The 21,541-nt window shown below is 58.9% G+C and carries 21 protein-coding genes; 10 read left to right on the top strand and 11 right to left on the bottom strand.

Annotated features, from left to right (window positions below; translation table 11 throughout):
- Positions 1–17: 17 nt before the first annotated feature.
- Entirely contained in the window at positions 18–632 is a 615-nt protein-coding gene (locus N6L24_RS06540) for an outer membrane lipoprotein carrier protein LolA (protein ID WP_271843858.1), read from the top strand.
- 80 nt (positions 633–712) lie between these two features.
- On the opposite strand, the gene N6L24_RS06545 is transcribed toward N6L24_RS06540, so the two are convergent.
- Positions 713–1,300 carry a transglycosylase SLT domain-containing protein gene (locus N6L24_RS06545; RefSeq protein WP_271843859.1) on the bottom strand — a complete coding sequence of 196 codons (588 nt, stop codon included), beginning with the start codon at positions 1,298–1,300 and terminating at the stop codon, positions 713–715.
- A 196-nt stretch (positions 1,301–1,496) separates the two neighbouring features.
- Between N6L24_RS06545 and hspQ the strand changes: the two genes are divergently transcribed.
- A complete protein-coding gene (hspQ, locus tag N6L24_RS06550; protein ID WP_271843860.1) occupies positions 1,497–1,823 on the top strand; it encodes a heat shock protein HspQ in 327 nt (108 codons plus the stop codon).
- Between the two features lie 28 nt (positions 1,824–1,851).
- Here the strand turns inward: hspQ and ggt are convergent, their stop codons facing one another.
- From ggt to N6L24_RS06565, 3 genes are read right to left on the bottom strand one after another with little or no spacing between them, the layout of a single operon-like run.
- Entirely contained in the window at positions 1,852–3,429 is a 1,578-nt protein-coding gene (gene ggt / locus N6L24_RS06555; protein ID WP_271843861.1) for a gamma-glutamyltransferase, read from the bottom strand.
- A gap of 54 nt (positions 3,430–3,483) precedes the next feature.
- Positions 3,484–3,981, bottom strand: coding sequence for an ATP-binding protein (locus tag N6L24_RS06560; RefSeq protein WP_271843862.1), 498 nt, complete (start codon positions 3,979–3,981; stop codon positions 3,484–3,486).
- Positions 3,974–4,303: an STAS domain-containing protein gene (locus tag N6L24_RS06565; RefSeq protein WP_271843863.1), complete on the bottom strand. Its 330-nt coding sequence runs from the start codon at positions 4,301–4,303 to the stop codon at positions 3,974–3,976. Before N6L24_RS06565 ends, N6L24_RS06560 begins: the two co-directional genes overlap by 8 nt.
- Positions 4,304–4,510: 207 nt before the next feature.
- Here N6L24_RS06565 and N6L24_RS06570 point away from each other — a divergent pair, with 207 nt between their 5' ends.
- The 6 genes from N6L24_RS06570 (at position 4,511) to N6L24_RS06595 (ending at position 12,902) form a co-directional block, all read left to right on the top strand.
- Positions 4,511–5,683 (top strand): thiolase family protein, encoded by a 1,173-nt coding sequence (locus tag N6L24_RS06570; protein WP_271843864.1) that lies wholly within the window; start codon positions 4,511–4,513, stop codon positions 5,681–5,683.
- Between the two features lie 66 nt (positions 5,684–5,749).
- Positions 5,750–6,214, top strand: a complete 465-nt coding sequence (locus tag N6L24_RS06575; RefSeq protein WP_271843865.1) for a GAF domain-containing protein — start codon at positions 5,750–5,752, stop codon at positions 6,212–6,214.
- Positions 6,215–6,362: 148 nt separating this feature from the next.
- A complete protein-coding gene (locus N6L24_RS06580; protein ID WP_271843866.1) occupies positions 6,363–6,935 on the top strand; it encodes a helix-turn-helix domain-containing protein in 573 nt (190 codons plus the stop codon).
- Between the two features lie 12 nt (positions 6,936–6,947).
- Positions 6,948–9,392, top strand: coding sequence for a GcvT family protein (locus N6L24_RS06585; protein WP_271843867.1), 2,445 nt, complete (start codon positions 6,948–6,950; stop codon positions 9,390–9,392).
- Positions 9,389–10,351 carry a GlxA family transcriptional regulator gene (locus N6L24_RS06590; protein ID WP_271843868.1) on the top strand — a complete coding sequence of 321 codons (963 nt, stop codon included), beginning with the start codon at positions 9,389–9,391 and terminating at the stop codon, positions 10,349–10,351. Before N6L24_RS06585 ends, N6L24_RS06590 begins: the two co-directional genes overlap by 4 nt.
- Positions 10,352–10,448: 97 nt before the next feature.
- Positions 10,449–12,902, top strand: a complete 2,454-nt coding sequence (locus N6L24_RS06595; RefSeq protein ID WP_271843869.1) for a GcvT family protein — start codon at positions 10,449–10,451, stop codon at positions 12,900–12,902.
- Here the strand turns inward: N6L24_RS06595 and N6L24_RS06600 are convergent.
- Positions 12,899–13,216, bottom strand: a complete 318-nt coding sequence (locus N6L24_RS06600; protein WP_271843870.1) for a hypothetical protein — start codon at positions 13,214–13,216, stop codon at positions 12,899–12,901. The genes N6L24_RS06595 and N6L24_RS06600 overlap by 4 nt on opposite strands.
- A gap of 136 nt (positions 13,217–13,352) precedes the next feature.
- Here N6L24_RS06600 and rarD point away from each other — a divergent pair, with 136 nt between their 5' ends.
- Positions 13,353–14,255 (top strand): EamA family transporter RarD, encoded by a 903-nt coding sequence (gene rarD, locus N6L24_RS06605; RefSeq protein ID WP_271843871.1) that lies wholly within the window; start codon positions 13,353–13,355, stop codon positions 14,253–14,255.
- Between the two features lie 37 nt (positions 14,256–14,292).
- Positions 14,293–14,946: an RluA family pseudouridine synthase gene (locus N6L24_RS06610; RefSeq protein ID WP_271843872.1), complete on the top strand. Its 654-nt coding sequence runs from the start codon at positions 14,293–14,295 to the stop codon at positions 14,944–14,946.
- Between the two features lie 3 nt (positions 14,947–14,949).
- Here the strand turns inward: N6L24_RS06610 and N6L24_RS06615 are convergent, their stop codons facing one another.
- From N6L24_RS06615 to N6L24_RS06640, 6 genes are all read right to left on the bottom strand, one after another.
- The gene (locus N6L24_RS06615; protein ID WP_271843873.1) at positions 14,950–15,786 is read right to left on the bottom strand and encodes an alpha-1,2-fucosyltransferase; all 837 of its coding nucleotides are present in this window, start codon (positions 15,784–15,786) and stop codon (positions 14,950–14,952) included.
- Positions 15,783–16,499, bottom strand: a complete 717-nt coding sequence (locus N6L24_RS06620; RefSeq protein ID WP_271843874.1) for a glycosyltransferase family 25 protein — start codon at positions 16,497–16,499, stop codon at positions 15,783–15,785. Before N6L24_RS06620 ends, N6L24_RS06615 begins: the two co-directional genes overlap by 4 nt.
- 97 nt (positions 16,500–16,596) lie before the next feature.
- Positions 16,597–18,738 carry a polyribonucleotide nucleotidyltransferase gene (gene pnp, locus N6L24_RS06625; RefSeq protein ID WP_271843875.1) on the bottom strand — a complete coding sequence of 714 codons (2,142 nt, stop codon included), beginning with the start codon at positions 18,736–18,738 and terminating at the stop codon, positions 16,597–16,599.
- Between the two features lie 190 nt (positions 18,739–18,928).
- The gene (gene ypfJ / locus N6L24_RS06630; protein ID WP_271843876.1) at positions 18,929–19,777 is read right to left on the bottom strand and encodes a KPN_02809 family neutral zinc metallopeptidase; all 849 of its coding nucleotides are present in this window, start codon (positions 19,775–19,777) and stop codon (positions 18,929–18,931) included.
- Positions 19,778–19,925: 148 nt separating this feature from the next.
- The gene (gene rpsO / locus N6L24_RS06635) at positions 19,926–20,195 is read right to left on the bottom strand and encodes a 30S ribosomal protein S15 (RefSeq protein ID WP_271843877.1); all 270 of its coding nucleotides are present in this window, start codon (positions 20,193–20,195) and stop codon (positions 19,926–19,928) included.
- Positions 20,196–20,351: 156 nt separating this feature from the next.
- Complete coding sequence (locus tag N6L24_RS06640) at positions 20,352–21,446, bottom strand: calcium-binding protein (RefSeq protein ID WP_271843878.1); 1,095 nt, start codon at positions 21,444–21,446, stop codon at positions 20,352–20,354.
- Positions 21,447–21,541 lie beyond the last annotated feature (95 nt).

Below are 21,541 nucleotides of genomic sequence, written 5' to 3' on the forward strand. Positions count from 1 at the left end.
ATGCCTACATAAAGAGTATGAAAAAGATGAAATTTCTTCTTGTCCCAGCTCTCTGGGCAGCGATGACAGCCCCCGCGTTTGCGGAAAAATTGTCGCTGGATGCTATTTCCGCCTATCTCAACGGGATCGGCGCGGCACGGGCCAACTTTACCCAGATCAACGATGACAATTCGGTTTCGACCGGCACGCTGATGCTGAAACGTCCGGGTCGCGCGCGGTTTGAATATGATCCGCCCGAGGCGGCGCTGTTGTTGGCAGGCAGTGGGCAGGTCGCGATTTTTGATCTGAAATCCAACGAAGATCCGGTGAATTACCCGCTGCGCCAAACGCCGCTTTGGGTCATTCTGGAGCCCAACGTGAACCTGAAACAGCGCGATATGGTAACGGGCCATGGCTATGACGGCACCGTGACAACCGTGACCGCACAGGACCCCGAGAACCCGGAATACGGCTCGATCCAGCTGCATTTCACCAGCAATCCGGTGCAATTGCGTCAATGGGTGATCAACGATGGCGACGGCGGCTCGACCACCGTTGCGCTTGGGGAGTTGAAGCGCGATGTGTCGCTCGCAAATAGCCTTTTCAATATCGAACGGCTCAAGGTGCTGCGCGCCCCGGCGGCAGAGGATTGATCGCGACGCCGCAGGCACAAAGGCCGCGCGCATAAAAAAGGGGCGGAATTTCCGCCCCTGTTTCATTTGATGTCTGCCCCTTACCGATAGCGGCGGCAGCTGGCCAATTGGCGCTGATACATAGCGGCGCGGCTGGCCACTTCGCCGGACACGCGCATCAGCCAGGATTTATTGCGATAGGTGCCACGCGCGTATCCTGTGTGCCCTTCGTGATAGGCAAGGTATTGATTGCGCGCATCTGTCAGGGCAATGCCGTTGCGCTCGCGGGTTTCATTCATGTACCAGCCCATGAAATCCGTGGCGTCAAAGATGTCATCGCGATCGGCGCTCCAGCGGCCGGTGGCCCGTTTGTAGCCGTCCCATGTGGCATCCAGAGCCTGCGAATAGCCATAGGCGCTGCTTTGCCGGCCCATGGGCAGCACACCCAGAACATAGCGATGCGGCGTACGCGCGTTGGCGATGAATTTGCTTTCCTGATAGATGATCGCCATCTGCACATGCGCGGGCACGCGCCACCGCCGTTCCGTCGCCTTAAAGGCGCGCACGAACTGGGGCCGCTGGTTGAGGATGGAACATGCGTCATTCAGGTTTCGGGGCGCCGAATTGTTTCCCCCGCCGCAAGCCGCAACGAGAAGGAGAACGATCAGGGCGCGAAAGTGTCTGCTCATGGGCCTCTCGCTGTGTTTTATTTATTTCCTATCAGTCTAGCGCAATGTGGGATTTTTGAAAATCACAATTGCGCGCGGGCCGTGTATGCGCGCACTGTCGCAGGTCGCTTCACAGACTGTTTCCGCGAAATTTGGGCCAGATGTTGGACAAATCCCCCTTGAACGCGCTACGTTTGAAAGATAGGGGCTGCTAGTTATGAATACGACGCGCGCGAAATATTACCTTGGCCAAGTGGTTCGTCATCGCAAACACCCGTTTCGCGGTGTGGTTTTTGACGTTGATCCAGAGTTTTCCAATACCGAAGAATGGTATGACGCGATTCCCGAAGATAGCCGCCCAGCCCGTGCGCAACCCTTCTATCATCTGCTCGCCGAAAACGATCAGAGTTATTACGTTGCCTATGTTTCAGAGCAGAATTTGATCGCGGATTATTCGGGCGAGCCGGTTGACCACCCGGATATCGGTGATCTCTTTGGCCCGTTTCAGGACGGGCACTACCCGCTGCATTTCAACATGAATTGATTCTGGGCGCGCACCGCCGGAGCGCGCGTTAATAGCCGAGGGCGCAGCCGTCCTTGCGCGGATCAGAGCCGCCTTCCAGAACACCGCTATCGTGCCGCAAAATCGCCTGCGCGCCGCCAATAGGCGGATCGGGCACAACGATGTCGTGGCCGAGATCCGCCAGAGCCTGCGCAACGTCGGGCGCAAAGCCTCGTTCCAGTTTCAGCTGGCCCTTTTCGGCAAAGGCACGCGGCGCGTCAATGGCCGCCTGGGGTGACATGTCGAAATCCAGCATATTGCTCAGCAGGCGCGCATGGCCCGCGGCCTGATATTGGCCGCCCATCACACCAAACGGCATGATCGGCGCGCCGTCTTTGGCCAGCATGCCAGGAATGATGGTGTGCAGCGGCCGGCGGCCGGGCCCGTATTCATTCGGGTGGCCAGGCGTCAGCGAAAAGCCCGCCCCGCGATTGTGCAGCAAAATGCCGTAGTCCTCAGAGGCAATGCCGGAGCCAAACCCATTGAAGATCGAATAGATCAGCGAGACCATCATGCCATCGCGGTCCACCACCGTGATATAGACCGTATCTTTGTGCACGGTCTCGTGGATCTGGGTTTCAGCCGGGCGTGCCTGTGTCAGATCGATTTGCGCCGCAAGCTTTTGCGCGGTCTCTTCCGACAAAAGCGCCTCGGCGTCCGCCGCGCGGCTGGGGTCGCCGATCACTTGGTTGCGCAGATCATAGGCGAGCTTTGTGGCTTCCGCCTCGATATGCACACGTTTCGCTCCCATCGGATCAAGTGACGCCAAATCAAACTGCTTCAGAATATTCAGCAATAATATCGCAATGGCACCTTGCCCATTGGGCGGATGTTCAAACAGGTCGTGTGCTTTGTAATGGCCCTGAATAGGGGTCGTTTCAATCGCCTTTGCCGCCGCAAAATCGTCAAGCGTATGTACCCCACCAAGCGCTGCCAGGCTGCGCACCATGTCGTCGGCTACGTCGCCCTTGTAAAAACCGTCGCGGCCCTGCGCCGCAATTTTGCGCAGCGCCTCAGCCTGTTTGGGTGCGCGAAACAGCTCTCCGGTTTTGAATGGGGCCCCGTTGTTCAGATAGAACCGTTGCGCTGCTGGTTTCAGCACAGTTTGATCTGTACCCCAGTCAAAGGCGACGCGCTCAGCCACAGGGACACCCGCTTCAGCATAGGTAATGGCCGGGGCCAGAAGATCGCTGATGCCCAGCCGCCCCCAACGGTCAGACAGCTGGCAAAAACAATCGACGGCGGTTGGAATGGTGACAGAGTCGGTCCCATGGGCAGGGATCTTATCATGACCCGCGCTGCGCAGCGCCTCTGCATCCGCGGCGGCGGGGGCCACGCCAGAGCCGTTCATGGCAAGGATGTCATCGCTGCCCGCAGGGGAGAAGAGCACAAAACAGTCGCCGCCAATGCCGGTCATTTGCGGCTCGCAAAGCCCAAGAATAACAGCGCCAGCGATCGCCGCATCCATCGCGTTGCCACCGCGCTTCATGATGTCGACGGCCACCTGCGCGGCCAACGGGTGGCTTGTTGCGCACATGGCATTGCTGGCCCAAACAGCAGAGCGACCGGGAAGATGTAAATCACGCATGGATCGGTTCCTTTGACAGAACCGTAAGCTGAGCGGCGGCGGTTGCCAACTACCCTAAAGTTTAGTGTGAGTCGAAATGCTGAACTTAATGAGGTTTTTGTCTTCCGCGCGTTGATAGCGAATGTTTTCTGCTAGCTTTGTGACCAAGGACCAGCCCCAACCGCCTTCGGGCAAATCGGCGCGCGTGTTGCCGATCAGCGGCGGCAGGCCGCTAGGCAAGGTATTCCCCGGCATGGGACGCCCATTGTCCTGCACGTAAAATCGCAATTTGGCCTCGCTCAGCAGATATCGCAGTTCGAACCTGCCGCCTTGCCGGCCGCGCAGCGCATGTTCGACGACATTGTTCAGCACTTCTGCCAAAGCAATGCTGACCACGTTGAGCGTATCAGCGGCAATATCTTCGGTTTCCAGCGCACGCAGGGTGTGGCGCAGCGCGCGGCGCACCTCGTTCATGTCCGCGGGCGGGCGAGATTGAAAGACAAATTCTGCCGTCTCCAGCGCGGATCTGGCGACACGCGGCGTTGATTTTTCGGGCTGCGGCGCTTCAGACATGGATCACATCCGACAAGGTGTGATGGATGTCAAAAACCGAATCCATATGCGTAAGGCGAAACACCTTTTCGACGGCCCCGCGCACATCCGACAGCTCAAGGCTGCGGCCTTCGTCAAGCTGTTTCATCGCGCCCACGATTGCGCCAAGGCCACTGGAATCGATAAATTTCACATTGCGCATATTCAGGATAACGCGCTTGGACGGCTCAGTCGTGGCTTGTCGCATCGCCTCTTTGAATTCCAGCGACACCGCTGCATCAATGCGATCACCTGGAACCGCGATCACCAGTATGTCACCCTGCTTTTGCGCCAGAAGCTCCATAGCCCCTCCGAAATAGGTCGCGTTATTTGCGATCGATGCCAGCTTATGTGCGTTTTCTTACCAAAGTCTGACCAGCGCAGTTGCGACGCGACGTCTTTTGCACGGGCGGTTCCCAAAACATGCCGTGCCGCATACATCTGCAATGATCTTGAAAAAATTGGCGTGGATACATGCGGACATGAACCACGTGCGAGATGGGAGGTTTCCATGAAAAATGTTGTGATTGCCGGTGCAGCGCGCACCCCGATGGGTGGATTTCAGGGGGTTTTTGATGGCGTTCCTGCGGCGGAACTGGGCGGCACTGCGATCCGCGGGGCTCTGAAAGACGCCGGCGCTGAGACCGTGGATGAGGTTTTGATGGGCTGCGTTCTGCCCGCAGGTCAGGGTCAGGCCCCCGCACGCCAGGCCGGATTTGCTGGCGGGCTCGGCGAAGAGGTGCCTGCAACGACGCTGAACAAAATGTGCGGCTCGGGCATGAAGGCGGCGATGATGAGCTTTGATCAAATCGCGCTGGGCCATGCGGATGTGATGATCGCGGGCGGGATGGAAAGCATGACCAACGCCCCATATTTGATGCCAAAGATGCGCGGCGGGGCACGGAGTGGCCACCAGCAGGTGATGGACCACATGTTCCTGGATGGCCTCGAAGATGCCTATGACAAAGGCCGCCTGATGGGTACTTTCGCCGAAGACTGCGCCGAGGCATTTCAGTTCACGCGCGAAGCGCAGGATGACTACGCGTTGAAGTCCCTGTCCAACGCGCTGGCGGCCCAAGAGGCGGGAAGTTTTGAGGGCGAGATTGTCCCGGTGACGCTGCAAACCCGCAAGGGCGACGTCACCTTTGAGGCCGATGAGCAGCCCGCCAAGGCCCGTCCGGAAAAGATCCCGCAGCTGAAACCTGCGTTCCGCAAGGATGGTACTGTGACCGCGGCAAACTCTTCGTCGATTTCGGATGGGGCTGCCGCATTGGTTCTGGCGAGCGAGGATGCCGCCAAAGCGCGTGGACTGAACGTGCGTGCCCGGATTGTTGGCCATGCCTCGCACGCCCATGCGCCTGCGCAATTCCCAACTGCGCCGGTGCCGGCGACGCAGAAGCTGCTGCAATCCATTGGCTGGGCTGTTGAAGATGTCGACCTTTGGGAGGTCAACGAAGCCTTTGCAGTTGTGCCCATGGCTTTCATGGATGAACTCGGCCTGTCGCGCGACAAGGTGAATGTGAATGGCGGTGCCTGCGCACTCGGCCACCCAATCGGGGCCTCTGGCGCGCGCATCATCGTGACATTGCTGAACGCGCTGGAAAAACGCGGGCTGAAGCGTGGCGTTGCCGCGATCTGTATTGGCGGCGGCGAAGGCACGGCCATCGCGATTGAGCGCGTCTAAGCGCGACATGAATTGACCTTTGGGGTACAAATGCCGATAGAGCACTGGGCCCCAAAGGAATGCACCATGCGCGTCAATTACGATGACCTATCCCAAACCATAGCCGCTCTGACAGAGGGCGAGACAGATGCGGTTGCCCTGATGGCCACGGTGGCCTGCGAGGTGCATCATGCGGATGCGCGGTTTGACTGGACAGGGTTTTACCGCGTTGTCGCACCCGAACTGCTGAAAATCGGCCCGTATCAGGGCGGCCACGGCTGTCTGGTCATCCCGTTTTCACGCGGCGTCTGTGGCGCAGCGGCGCGGGAACGCGCGGTGCAATTGGTCGCCGATGTTGAGGCTTTCCCCGGTCACATCGCGTGCTCAAGCAGCACGAGATCTGAAATTGTGCTGCCGGTCATCAATGCACAGGGCACGCTTTTGGGCGTCTTTGACATCGACAGCAACAGCGCAGACGCCTTTGATGCCGAAGATGCAGAGCGGTTGCAGACGATTCTCGATACCGTGTTTGCCGAGGTGAAGACCGGTTAATCGCGCCTGTATTCCGCGCCATAAATCTTCAAATCCGACAGAGAATATCGCGTTTGCGCGCGCGCAGGGCGTGGCGTGAAAAAATTGCTTGAAATTTCATGCTGAAAGCGCATCGTGAAAATATCACGAATTTTTTCACGAGCGCGCCATGCAGCACAGCAACGTCGATCACATCAAAACACTTGGGGCGGATGTACGCGCGCTGCGCAAGGCACGCGGGCTGACCTTGTCGGAACTGGCAGATGTGCTGGGCCGGTCTGTCGGTTGGCTCAGTCAGGTTGAACGCGATAAGTCCGCGCCGTCCATCTCAGACCTGCAAGCCATTGCGCGCGGGCTGAACGTTCCGGTTTCGATGCTGTTCGGTCACACAAATATCCCTGCAAATGAACAGGGGTACATTGTGCGGGCAGGCACGCGCCGCCCCATCGGCGCGCCTGAGGAAGGGTTGATCGAAGAACTGCTGTCCCCCGACCTGACCGACGATTTCGAAATGGTCCATTCGACGTTTCAGCCTCATTCCCGCCTGCGCCATCCCATCACGCGGCCCACGCAAGAGGTCGCCTACATGATTTCCGGCACGCTTGATCTGACGATTGGGCAACAGAAGTTCACCGTCCGTGCCGGTGACAGTTTCCGCATTCGGGGCGAAGCCTACCAATGGGCCAACCCCTACAATCACTCCGCAGTGGCCATTTGGGTCATTGCTCCCCCAGTTTACTAGGAGCCAGAGACGATGTCTGATTTTCCCACCACCGCAAGGGTCGTTATTATTGGCGGCGGTGCCGTCGGCGTTTCCACACTTTATCACCTCGCCAAAGCGGGCTGGACCGACTGTGTGCTGCTTGAAAAGAACGAGCTGACCGCAGGGTCTACCTGGCACGCCGCCGGGAATTGCCCGAACTTCTCCGCCTCTTGGGCCGTGATGAACATGCAGCGCTACTCGCTTGAGATGTATCGCACCTTGGCAGACGAGGTCGACTACCCGATGAACTATCACGTCACGGGCGCGCTGCGTCTGGGGCATACCAAAGAGCGCATGCAGGAGTTTGAGCGCGTCGCGTCGATGGCCCGCTATCAAGGCCTTGAGATGGACATGCTGACCCCACAAGAAGCGCTGAACTATTACCCCTTCATGGAAACGCACGATCTGGAAGGTGTGCTTTGGGATCCGCTGGACGGTGACATCGATCCGGCCCAGTTGACACAGGCCATGGCGAAAGGTGCGCGTGATCTGGGGGCGAGCATTCAGCGGTTCTGCCCTGCCACCGGCGTGTCGCGGGACAACGACGAATGGATCGTGCACACCGATAAGGGCGACATCAAATGCGAATTTGTCGTGAACTGCGCAGGCTATTACGCCAAGCGAGTTGGCGAGTGGTTCAAACCTTATGGCGGCCGCGATGTTCCGCTGACCGTGATGTCGCACCAGTATTTCCTGACCGAAGAGATCCCGGAAATCGAAGCGTGGACCAAGGAAAACGGCAAGAAACTCCCGATGATCCGCGATGTCGACAGCTCGTATTATCTGCGTCAGGACAAGCACGGTCTGAACCTCGGCCCCTATGAGCGCAATTGCAAAGCCCATTGGGTGACACCCGAAGACCCGATGCCGCAGGATTTTTCCTTTCAGCTTTATCCTGACGATTTGGACCGTTTGGAATGGTACATTGAGGATGCCATGGGGCGCGTGCCGCTCTTGGGAACATCAGGCGTAGGCCGTGTCATCAATGGCCCGATCCCCTATGCGCCCGATGGCCTGCCATTGATGGGCCCGATGCCGGGCGTCAAAAATGCCTTTGAGGCGCACAGTTTTACCTTTGGCATCGTACAGGCGGGCGGGGCAGGCAAGGTCATGGCCGAATGGATCACCGAAGGGGAAACCGAATGGGACATGTGGGCGGTCGACAGTCGCCGTTATACTGAACATGCCGACTTTGATTTCTGCCTGAACAAGGCGCTGGAAACCTATGGCCACGAATACGCCATGCATTTCCCGCATCACGAATGGCCCGCCGCGCGCAACAAGAAACTCTCACCCAATCACGATCGCCTTGTCGCCGATGGCGGCCAGATGGGGGCCTACAACGGCTGGGAACGCGCGAATTGGTTTGCAAAAGACGGTGATGACACCTCAGAGGCGGCCACCGAAACCTGGAACCGCAATGGCCCATGGGCTGTGCGGGTGAAAGAAGAAGTCGAAGCGGTGCGCGACGGCGTGGGCGTCATCGACATGTGCGGGTTCTCGCGCTACGCGCTGAAAGGGGACGGCGCGGCAGAATGGCTGCGCTCCCGTGTGGCCGGCGCCCTGCCCAAAGTGGGCCGCATGAACCTGGTCTATTTTGCTGATACGCGCGGGCGCGTGGTGACAGAAATGTCCTGCATCCGCCATGGCGAGGATGCGTTCACGCTGATGACCGCGGCGCTGGCGCAATGGCATGACTTTGAACTTTTGTGGCGCAATCTGCCCGATGGGCTGGAGCTGATCGACATCTCCAAAGACTACACAACGATGCTTGTGACAGGTCCAAAATCACGCGCGCTGCTGGCCGGGCTTTCTGACGCCGATCTGTCCCTGGGGTGGCTCAGCATTCAGTCTGCCGCCGTCGCCGGACAAGAGGCGATGCTGGCGCGCGTGAGCTTTGTGGGTGAACTCGGCTGGGAAGTCCACGTACCCACGGCGCAGGCCGCTGTGGTCTATGACGCGATCCGCGACGCGGGCGCGGTGCCCTTTGGGATGTTTGCGCTTGATTCCATGCGCATCGAGAAAGGCTATCGCACCTGGAAGGGCGACCTGTCGACTGACTATACCCTGCACGAAGCCGGGCTTGGGCGCTTTGTCCGCTTGGCCAAACCGCAGGATTTTCCGGGCAAAGCGGCGCTCGCTGCTGAGGCGGAAACAGGCTCTAAAAAGGCCTTTGTGACCCTGGTTGTCGATGCCGGTGATGCGGACGCGCCGTATATGTCGACGGTGTATAAGGATGGGGCGGTCGTGGGCGAAACGACCTCTGGCAACTACGGATATCGGGTATCAAAGTCGATCGCGCTTGGGGTTGTACGCGCAGATTTGGCCGCACCCGGCACCGAGCTCGAGGTTGAAATCTATGGCCAGAAATGTCGCGCGGTGGTGCAGGCAGATGCCCCTCTGTGGGACCCTGAAAACGAGCGTCTGCGCGCATGATGACGCGGGGTGAAACCACGACGATAGACATTATCGTTGCCGAGGGCTTTGTACTGACCGAGCTGGCTGCCGTCGTGGACACCCTGAGAATCTGCAATCGTATCAGCGCATTGCCGCCGTTTTCCTGGACCTACCGATCTGCCAAGGGCGGCATGGTGCGTTCCAGCGCGGAGGCCATGGTTGAAACCGAGCAGATCCCGCAGCGCCCTGACGCGCATTATCTCTTTGTGTTGGGCAACTCTGATCAGGATTGCCCGGCGCTGAGCCTGACACATACCATTGCGGCCTATACGCATCGCCAAAGTCTGGTGGTGCTGCTGGCCGAAGCTGCCAGCCGCTATATCAATGACAGCGGTGCCGATATGGCGGGGCATACCACACATTGGGAAAACTCCGAGCTTATCAAGGAACGGCACGGGTACTTTGGCACCAACCACGCCATTGCGGCCCAAAGCGGTGAAATCATGACCTGCGCCGGTATGGGCGCAACGGTGGATGTCATGTTGGCGCTGATTGGTCGCCATGTGTCCCAAGCGACCAAAATTGCGGTGGCGAATATCTTGCTGCACGACAAAATACGCGATTTTTCGACCGTGCAGCCCTTTTCTGGGGCCAAGGGGACGGGGACCGGCGATCGTGAGTTGGATCAATGCATAGAAATCATGCAGGCCAATATCGAAGACCCGATCCCGATTGGTGAATTGGTGGCGGTGCTGGGCATGTCCAACCGCTCGCTTGAGCGCAAGTTCCGCACCCAGCTGGACACAACCCCCAACCGTTTTTACCGCGAACTGCGGCTGACCAAAGCCAACAACCTGCTGCTCAACACCACGATGAGCGTGCGTGACGTCGGTCTTGCCTGTGGGTTCAGCAACGGGTTCTCAGGCCTTTACAAAAGCTTTTATGGCATCACGCCTTTCGCGCTGCGCAAATTGCGGCGCGGTGAAAAAAACAACTGAGCCGAGGGCGATTTTCGACAAAGGCGACGGAAATGGCACTTTGTCGCCCTCGAATCTATGTCACGACATTCTGGTCAATCTGTAAGGGAACATGAGAATGAGCGATATTCCAGCCAAGGCACGTGTCGTTATTGTCGGGGGCGGCGTGATTGGGTGCTCCGTTGCGTATCACCTGGCCAAGAAGGGCTGGAAAGATATTGTTCTGCTGGAGCGCAAACAGCTGACATCGGGGACCACGTGGCATGCCGCCGGTCTGATTGCACAGCTGCGCGCGACCAAAAACATGACCAAGCTGGCGAAATACAGCCAGGAGCTTTACGGCACGCTTGAGGCGGAAACAGGTGTGGCAACCGGCTTCAAACGCTGCGGCTCTATCACCGTGGCCCTGACAGATGAGCGCAAAGAAGAGATCTACCGCCAAGCTGCCATGGCGCGGGCCTTTGGGGTGGAGGTCGAAGAAATCTCGAATGAGCGCGTGCAGGACCTCTACCCGCATTTCAACCTTGAGGGCGTCAAAGGCGCGGTGTACCTGCCACTTGATGGCCAAGGCGACCCGGCCAATATCGCTTTGGCCTTGGCCAAAGGCGCACGCCAGAACGGCGCGCTGATCAAGGAACGCATCAAGGTCACAGGTATGGCCAAGGAAGGCCGGCGGATCACGGGTGTGGATTGGCAGGCCGATGACGGATCGGCCTCGGGCCATATTGAGGCCGACATGGTGGTCAATTGCGCCGGGATGTGGGGGCAGGCCGTGGGCAAGATGGCGGGTGCCAATGTGCCTCTGCAAGCCTGTGAACATTTCTACATTGTGACCGAGAATATCGACGGGCTTGAGCAGCTCCCGGTGTTGCGGGTGCCGGACGAATACGCCTATTACAAAGAAGACGCGGGCAAGATTTTGCTGGGCGCGTTTGAGCCGGTGGCGAAACCCTGGGCGATGGATGGCATCCCCGAAGAGTTCGAATTTGACCAGCTACAGGAAGATTTCGATCACTTTGAGCCGATTTTGGAGATGGCGGTGGAGCGTGTGCCGCTGCTGGCCGAGGCTGGCATTCATACGTTCTTTAATGGGCCGGAATCTTTCACCCCGGACGATGCCTATCACCTTGGCCTTGCGCCCGAGCTTGATAATTTCTGGGTGGCTGCCGGGTTTAACTCTATCGGTATTCAATCCGCTGGCGGTGCGGGTATGGCGCTGGCTGAATGGATGGACACGGGGGAAAAACCCTTTGACCTTGGCGATGTGGATATTTCCCGCATGCAGCCGTTTCAGGGCAACAAACAATATCTCTATGAACGCTCCACCGAAACGCTTGGCCTGCTGTTCAAGGATCACTTTCCTTACAAACAAAAAGACACGGCACGCGGAATCCGCCGCTCGCCCTTCCATCATCATTTGCTAGAACAGGGTGCCGTGATGGGCGAGTTCGCCGGTTGGGAACGCGCCAACTGGATCGCGGGCCCCGGTCAGGAACGGGCCTATCACTACAGCTGGAAACGGCAGAACTGGTTTGAGAACGCCGCCGCCGAACATCGCGCCATCCGCGAGAATGTCGGCATGTATGATATGTCGTCTTTCGGCAAAATCCGTGTCGAAGGCCCCGATGCCATGGCCTTTATGAACTATGTTGGCGGCGGCGATTACAACGTGCCGGTCGGCAAGATCGTCTACACACAATTTCTGAACCGGCGCGGCGGGATCGAGGCGGACGTGACCGTCACGCGCCTGTCTGAAACCGCCTATGTCGTGATCACCCCGGCGGCCACACGTCTGGCAGATCAGACCTGGATGGTGCGCCACAAAGGTGACTTTAATGTGGTGATCACCGACGTCACCTCGGGCGAGGCGGTGCTTGCTGTGATGGGGCCAAGTTCACGCAAGCTGCTGGAAAAAGTATCGCCTGCCGATTTCTCAAACGCGACCAACCCGTTTGGCACGGCGCAAGATATTGAGATCGGCATGGGCCTCGCGCGGGCGCACCGTGTCACCTATGTGGGTGAACTTGGCTGGGAAATCTATGCCTCCACCGATATGGCAGGCCATGTGTTTGAAACCCTCTGGGACGCAGGGCAGGATATGGGCCTGAAACTTTGCGGTATGCATATGATGGATTCCGCCCGTATCGAAAAAGGCTATCGCCACTTTGGGCATGACATTACTTGCGAAGACCACGTGGTTGATGCGGGTCTTGGCTTTGCCGTCAAAGTGGACAAGGGCTGTGATTTCATCGGGCGCGCCGCGGTGGCAGAGCGCAAGGCCAGCGGGCCACAATCGCGCCTGCTGCAATTCCGCCTGACCGACCCGGAACCGCTGCTGTATCACAATGAGCCGGTTTTGCGGGATGGCGAGGTTGTTGGCTATCTCACGTCCGGCAACTATGGGCACACGCTTGGCGGTGCTATTGGTCTGGGCTATGTGCCATCTGCGGGCGAAAAGGCGGCGGATGTCCTGGCATCAACCTATGAGATTGACGTCATGGGCACCCGCGTGAAGGCCGAAGCCTCGCTCAAGCCGATGTATGACCCAAAATCAGAGCGCGTGAAGGTCTAACCCCGGATCGGCCCTTCGGGTCGGTAGCGATCCATCACCTCATCCAAGAGGTCGTTGGTAATGGCTGTGTTTTCTGCCTGCAAACAGGGCAGAAGCACAGCTTTGTTCATCTTTTGACGCACGCCGCTGGGGGCATGGTTGGGGTCGCGCTGCACGTTTGAAAAACAGTGAATAAACGCTTCTTCTGACACGCCCAGATCGGCGGAAATCAGATGGGTGGGCCGGTCGCCACGTTGGAATGTTTCTGACGTTGCGATGGTGGCCAGGCTCAGCCCTCCCAAAACAACTATCGCGGCCAGGGGCAAAAATCTCATCTTGATCTCCTCAGTTGCAATCAGAGGTAATACGCGACCATCACATTTTTCCGTCGCCACCATCACGAAAATTCATTGCCGGGTGGCTATGCGCGGCGGCGGGCCTGTCTTATGGGTTGTCAGAAGGAGATATCTCATGGTGACACCAGCTGGATTGATCAAAGATCAGGACACGCCGCAGGGCCTCGTTTTTGCGTTGACCGCCTATGTGATGTGGGGGTTCTTGCCGCTTTACATGAAGCTCGTGGCGCATATTCCTGCAGCCGAAGTGGTGGCGCACCGTGTGGTTTGGTCGATCCCGGTGGCTGGTGCGGTATTGATCATCATGCGCCGCACCCAGGACCTGCGCGAGGCGCTGCGCTCGCCGCGCATGTTGGCCATGGGCTGCGTTACTGCCGCGCTGATCACGGTCAACTGGGGCATATATGTCTATGCCATTGCGACGGACCGCGCGGCGGATGCCGCTTTGGGTTATTACATCAACCCGCTCTTTTCGATGTTTCTGGCGATAACCCTGCTGGGCGAACGGCCAAACCCGGCGCAGATCGTGGCCATTGCGATTGCGGCTCTGGCTGTGGTTATTCTGTTCGTCGCCGCCGCGCGGCCGCCCTGGGTGCCGCTGGGCCTGACGTTCAGCTGGGGGTTTTATGCCTATTTCAAGAAATCGCTCCCGATCGGCCCCAACCAAGGTTTCTTGCTTGAGGTGATTATTCTGGCGCTGCCGGCGTCGTTGTTTCTGATATATCTGGCGGCGAGCGGTCAGGGTTATTTCCTGGGGTCGACCCGCGACACGCTGCTTTTGTTGGGCTGTGGGATCGTCACGGCGGTGCCGCTGCTGTTTTATGCCAACGGGGCGAAACTGATCCGCCTGTCGACCGCAGGGATTTTGCAATACCTTGCGCCCAGCATGATCTTTGTGATTGCGGTCTTTGTCTTCGGAGAAGAACTGGACACCAGCCGCAAGATCGCCTTTCCGCTGATCTGGACCGCCTTGGTGATCTATACCACCAGCATGCTGCGCGAGATGCGCGCGCGCTAAGCTTGTCGCGCCGCCGGCGAGGGGGTATGGCAAAGCCATGGTTCAGATCACCCCCTATATGCCGCCGCAAGACCCGCTGGAAATCTTGCATGAAGACAGCAGCATCGTTGTCGTCAATAAGCCGAGTGGCCTGTTGTCGGTGCCGGGCCGGGGCCCGGAGCTGGCGGACTGCCTGATCAGCCGCGTGCAGACGGTTTTTCCTGATGCGCTGCTGGTGCATCGTCTGGATCGGGACACATCGGGGGTGATCATCTTTGCGCTTACGCCGCATGCGCAGCGTAGCCTGTCGATGCAGTTTGAAAAGCGCACCACCAAAAAGACCTATGTCGCGCGGGTGTATGGGGGGCTGGCTCCTAAAACCGGCACGGTTGATCTGCCCCTGATCGTGGATTGGCCAAATCGCCCATTGCAGAAGGTCTGCCATGAGACCGGCAAGCCTGCCGTCACCGATTGGCGCGTGTTGCGCAGCACACCCGATGAGACCCGCGTGCGCCTGACGCCCAAGACCGGTCGCAGCCATCAACTGCGGGTGCATATGCTGGCGCTGGGACATCCGATTTTGGGTGATCCGCTTTATGCAACAGGCGCGGCGCGCGCCCATCCGCGCCTGATGCTGCATTCGGAAGAGTTGCGGATCAATCACCCTGAGTCCGGCAAAGGCCTGAGTTTTCGCGCCAAAGCCCCTTTCTAAGGGTCAGACCTTTGTCCAGCCCACGGCCCAGATGTCGGGGTTTGACAGCGCGTCTTTGCCAAACCAGCGTTTGGGGGCAATGACGGTTCGCTGCGGGTTTTGGTTGAGCCATGCGCCCCACCATGAAAACGAACTATTGGCGATGATATTGTGCCGGCAGAGCGACATCAGGCGCATATCTTCGTAGTCCTGCGCATCGCCATTGTGATCAATGACAATGGGCGTGCCCGGCAGTTTCAGATTGTTGCGCGCCCAGTCCGGGTCATCAGAAAACACAAAGATCTGCGGGGCCGCCTCAAGCTGGGGCAAAAGCGCGGCGAGCGCGGCATCGTAATAGGGCTGTGCGCAGACCACATGCGAAGCGTTTGAGACATAATCCCCCCGCCGCACATGCAGCGAGACCGAGAGCGTTTCGCCAATCTGCGCCGCTAGATCTGCGTTTTGCCCGGAAGGCGCCGGAAAGGTGAAATCTGACCGGATCGCATCCGCATGGTCCGTAAAATATTTTTCCGACTGCCAGTAGCCGTGCAGATAGCTGTTGTCGGGCAGGGCAAGAACGGTCGGGTCAAACCCCAGCGAGGGTTCACGATAAAAGCGCGGGGTGCGCCCGAAGGCGCGCCAAAGGTGATAGCGCAATTTCGCGCTATGCTGCGCGGGCGGCAGATCCATGGGTGTTTCCGTGGCCAAAGAAAAGACCCGCGTCAGGGATTTCTCGCCCCGGTGCAGCGCATAGCGGTCATCAATCGCCAAAGACGTCCCCAGCCGCAGCGCCAGCGCGCGGCCGGCGGCATATTGAAACATCTGGTTGCCGGTGCGGCCGTGAAAACGTGTGTAGATCATGAGGATTTGGACAGCCGTGTAATCGCCGCGCGATACCGCGCGCGCGCAATGGCGCGAGTGAACTCTCCGCGCAAACTGCGTTTCTTTTGAATGGTGGAGCCGCCCGTCGCCTCAGCCCCGCTGCGGATATGGCTGGGCCAAAGGGTCAGGCTGTCAACGCCGGTTTCCCAGCGCATCTGCAACCAGGTGTCGACCGGGCGGTCGATTTTTTCTGAGGCCATCACCAGTTTTCGTGCGGCACTGCGCCCAAGGATGTAAAGCGCAGCCGTCAGCCCGATCTCTTTAGGGCGGAAAATGTGACATGTGGCGGATTGCTCTAGCGTTTTCTGCGCAACCTCGCGGCCCTTCATGGGAAAGCGGATCAAACAATCCTCATCCGCATGAGCGATCGCAGCGTCAAAGACTTCGGCAAATTCGGGGCCCACCACCACATCATCTTCGGCCACCACGCCAAAGGCATCGGCCCCCTCTGCAATCGCAGACCATGCCTTGCGGTGCGACAAGAAACAGCCGATTTCCGAAGGCATCAGTCCAAACGGATAGGCCGGCTTGAGTGGTACCTGCCGCATCACTTCGGCGCGGGCGGCATCGGTCATGGCGCGGCCATCAACGGCAGGCAGCAGTTTCGCGTTCGGCAGTGCAGTCTGCAGCGCCGCAACAAGCGCTGCGCGATTGGTGCTGCGCTCAAGGTGAATGATGTAGGAGTGCGCCATGGATCTGTCCTAACGGGTTTTCAGAACTGCGTCCACACGTCCAGAACGCAAAAAGCCCCGGGCTGCGCCGGGGCTTTTCTTTGGTACGGTCGGGCGCTTAGCCGTCCGCTTTTTCTTTTTTCTCAGGGGCGATTTCTTCGCCGGTTTCCTGATCAACCACTTTCATTGACAGGCGCACTTTGCCGCGGTCGTCAAAGCCAAGCAGTTTGACTTTCACTTCCTGGCCTTCTTTCAGCACATCCGACGGATGGTTCAGGCGGCGGTTCTCAATTTGAGACACGTGCACCAGGCCATCGCGTTTGCCAAAGAAGTTCACAAAGGCACCGAAGTCGACGATCTTGACCACTTTACCAGTGTAGACCGCGCCCTCTTCTGGCTCGGCCACGATCGAGTGGATCATGTCATAAGCCTTCTGGATCGAGTCGCCATTTGGCGATGCGATCTTGATGACGCCTTCGTCGTTGATGTCGACTTTTGCACCTGACACTTCAACGATCTCACGGATGACCTTACCGCCAGAGCCGATCACTTCACGGATCTTGTCGGTTGGGATGTTCATGGTTTCGATGCGCGGTGCGTGCACAGAGAAATCAGAGGTGCCAGACAGCGCCTTGTTCATTTCTTCCAGGATGTGCATGCGACCGTCTTTGGCCTGCGCCAGCGCCTTTTCCATGATCTCAGGCGTGATGCCTGCAACCTTGATGTCCATCTGCAACGAGGTGATGCCGTTTTCGGTCCCCGCCACTTTGAAGTCCATGTCGCCCAGGTGATCTTCGTCACCCAGAATGTCGGTCAGGATCGCATAAGAGCCGTCATCTTCCAGGATCAGACCCATGGCAACACCGGCAACGGCGGATTTCAGCGGCACGCCTGCATCCATCATCGACAAGGAGCCACCACAGACGGACGCCATGGAGGACGAGCCGTTGGATTCAGTGATCTCGGAAACCACACGCACGGTGTAAGGGAAGTCGGTTGCTGCTGGCAGAACCGCCTGTAGCGCGCGCCATGCCAGTTTGCCGTGGCCGATTTCACGGCGACCAGGGGAACCAACGCGGCCAACTTCGCCCACGGAATAGGGTGGGAAGTTGTAGTGCAGCATAAAGTTGCTGCGGAAGTTGCCGTGCAGCGCGTCGATGATTTGTTCGTCATCGCCGGTGCCGAGTGTGGTCACAACCAGACCCTGGGTTTCACCGCGGGTGAACAGGGCAGAGCCGTGGGTCCGTGGCAGCAGGCCGGTTTCGGCAACGATTGGGCGCACAGTTGTCGTGTCGCGACCGTCGATCCGCTTGCCGGTTTTCACCACGTCGCCACGCAGGATGCTGGCTTCGAGCTTTTTCATGGCAGAGCCAAGGCTGGCGTCTTCCAGTTGCTCTTCGCTCAGGGTCGCTTTGATTGCGTCACGCGCAGCGGCAACGGCGCTGGTGCGCTCTTGCTTGTCGTTGATCGCAAAGGCGGCGCGCATCTGCTCTTCGCCGGCGGTTTTGATCGCGGCATAAAGATCAGCGTAATCAGGCGCGTCAAAGGCAAAAGGTTCTTTTGCGGATTCTTCGGCCAGCGAGATGATCAGGTCGATCACCGGCTGGAAAGCGTCGTGGGCGAATTTCACCGCGCCCAGCATCTCAGCTTCGCTGAGTTCATAGGCTTCGGATTCCACCATCATCACGGCGTCTTTGGTGCCGGCCACAACCAGATCAAGGCGCTGATCAGGGTTGTTGCGCAGATCCTGCATGTCATCGACCTGCGGGTTCAGCACATATTCGCCCGCTTCAAAGCCGACGCGCGCGGCGGCGATTGGGCCCATGAATGGCGCGCCAGAAATGGTCAGCGCTGCAGAGGCCGCGATCATCGCCACGATGTCTGGGTCATTGACCAGATCGTGCGACAGAACGGTACACATCACGAGGACTTCGTTTTTGAAGCCATCCACAAACAGCGGGCGGATTGGACGGTCAATCAGGCGCGCGGTCAGAGTTTCTTTTTCGGTCGGGCGCGCTTCGCGCTTGAAAAAGCCGCCAGGCACTTTGCCGGCTGCGTAGTATTTTTCTTGGTAGTGTACGGTCAGCGGAAAGAAATCCTGACCGGGTTTTTGTGCCTTTGCAAAGGTCACGTTGGCCATGACACGTGTCTCGCCCAAAGTGGCGATCACGGTGCCGTCAGCCTGACGGGCAACCTTGCCCGTTTCCAGTGTGAGCGTCTCTTCGCCCCACTGCATCGATTTTTTAACTTCGTTGAACATCATCGTATCCTAAATGGGAGCGCTCCCGGCCCTCCGGGTCTCCCGATTGCATAGCGGCCCCATTGCCGCCGGCCCCATCTATCTTTCTTTCGTGCGCCGGGGCCTTGGCGCTCGTCTCAGATACATGCGCCTTACATGAGTTTTCGTCGCAATGAAAGTCCGCTGTGGATCGGATCCGCGCTGCGCGCGCTCAAAGGGTGCGGGCCGAGAATGTATCACATTCGCGGATGTCACCGCTTTGATAGCCGGTGGCGAACCAGCGCTGCCGCTGTTCGCTGGTCCCATGGGTAAAGGTATGCGGGCGCGGCACGCGGCCGGCGCTGCGTTGCAAGGTGTCATCGCCGATCTGACGGGCGGCGTTCATGGCCTCTTCGATGTCCCCCGGTTCGAGCGAGTTAAATTTCTGGTCCGCAAGTCGCGCCCAGATCCCCGAGAAACAATCAGCCTGCAGTTCGATTCGAACAGAGATGGCGTTGGACTCGCGTTCAGAGACGGCGCGGCGCAGGCGGTTCGCTTCGCCAAGGATGCCAAGCTCATGCTGCACATGGTGCGCCACCTCGTGGGCGACCACATAGGCGGCGGCAAAATCGCCGCCCGCCCCCAGGCGATCTCGCATCGTGGTGAAAAACTGCGTGTCGAGGTAAATTTTGTTGTCTGCCGGGCAATAAAACGGTCCGGTGGCACCCGAGGCACCGCCGCAGGGCGATTGGGTCACACCCTTGAACAGGACCAGCGTGGCCGGACGATAGCGCGTGTCCAGCTGGCGCGCAAAAATGCCCTGCCAGACCTCTTCGGTGTCGGCCAGCGTGACGCTGACAAATTCCGCCGCTTGTTCATCCGCCTCAGTCACGGGTGCGCTGCTGGTGGGCGGTGCCAACCCCGCTGATCCACCTTGCAGCAGGGGCGTGAGATCAACTCCAAAAAGCGCCCCAATCACGACGATGGCGACCACGCCGAGCCCGCCACCACCGACGAGGCCCATGCGGCGTCCGCGTCGGTCTTCGATATTGCGGCTTCCGCGCCGTCCCTTCCATCGCATGGCTGATCCTCCGTGGCTGCTGGCAGATTACTACAGTCTAACGCATGAGACTCAGTTCGGTTCATATTTGCGCGACAGGCGGCACAAATGAAAACGCCCGCTCCTGGCGGGGCGGGCGTTTAGAAACCGTATGTAGATTGGCAGTCTCTCAGCGACGCAGGCCGAGACGCTTGATCAGATCAGCGTAGCGCGCTTCGTCTTTGCCCTTCAGGTAATCCAGCAGCTTACGGCGCTGAGCAACCATTTTCAGAAGACCACGGCGGCCGTGGTTGTCCTTCTTGTGGGATTTGAAGTGCTCGGTCAGGGTCGAGATGCGGGAAGAAAGGATGGCAACCTGAACTTCAGGCGAACCGGTGTCGCCTTCTTTGGTTGCGAATTCTTTCATCACGCGGGCTTTGTCTTCAACAGTGATCGACATCGGGGTCTCCTATATCAAAGGGTTATGGGCGCAAGCCGGGATGTCGTCCAGCAGGGTCCGGAGAAAACGGCCACCGATTCCGGTCGCCGATGCGGGCGTATACGCAAAACCGGTCAGAAATAAAAGGGTTTTGTGGTGCGCCTCTAGGGGCAGGCGTTAGGCCACCCCAAAGGCTGGCGTGCGCATGATGGCAATATCGCTGGCCGAAAGACCGCCGCCGCCATGCACCGACAGCAGCGTGACGCCATTTAACATCACGTGCCCAAGGTTCGGGTCCGCAGCGTCGGTGCGCACGGTGATTTCCGCGCTGGCGGCCTCCGCCTCTGGCAGCAGGATCACGACGTTATCTTCTTCCGGGTCAAAATCCTGCCAAACCGCGGCGTCAGAACTGTCGCTGATCCAACTTCCCACAATGGCCGTGTCGGCCCCCGTCCCGCCGAACAGCAGATCCTGCTTGCCGGCCAATAGCGTATCCTCGCCGTCGCCCCCGCTGAGGCTGTCACCTATATCAATGTCATGCCCCGCGGCATTGAGCACGCGCCCCTCCAGCACATCATGGCCAGAAAACCCGCTGAGCGTATCTGCCCCAAGATCCCCGATCAGATGGTCATTTCCATGCCGCCCGGCCAACCAATCCGCGCCATCGCCGCCGTGCAGCGTATCATCGCCAATACCGCCAATCAGGCTGTCATCGCCGCCCCCCCCACTCAGGTGGTCATTGTCGCCGCCGCCGAACAGCGCATCATTGCCCGTGCCGCCGTCCAGTGAATCGGCGCCGTCTTCGCCCATGAGGCGATCGTCGCCCGCCTCACCGCGCAGAAAATCCGCGCCGGTCGCGCCGAAAATCTGATCGTCGCCTGCGCCCCCTTTGATCGTGTCATCATTGGCATATCCGTTGATCTGATCATCCCCGGCCGTGCCGCTGATCAGATCGGTAGACGCGCCGCCAGATAGGATGACCCCGCCGCTGTCAGGCGCGCTGTCATCTGCTGCGCCATTGGGGACACTGGGCATGGGGCGATCCAGCGGCCGGGTGTCTTCTGCCTCGGTCGGGGCCGCGCCGTCTGCGTTGTCGTCGTCTGAGTTCCCGTCGTCCGCGCTACCGTCGTCTGAACCGGCGCCGCCGATGTCGCCTTCGGATGTGTCACCCTCATAAGCTTCATCCTCTGCATCAGGGTCGTCCTCAAGATTGAGGCCGACAAATGCCGTGCCAAGCGCAACCATGCCCAAAATGCTCGCCAATAGGAACATTGCCCACTCCGCTCAGGGATCGTGCAAGCAGACCATAAGCAGAGGATATTCCAAAGCGGAGCTTGGACTCGTGGTTAACAGATCCTTGCTTGGAC

Origin of the sequence: Cognatishimia sp. SS12 (assembly GCF_028369055.1) — a bacterium.
Taxonomy (GTDB): domain Bacteria; phylum Pseudomonadota; class Alphaproteobacteria; order Rhodobacterales; family Rhodobacteraceae; genus Cognatishimia.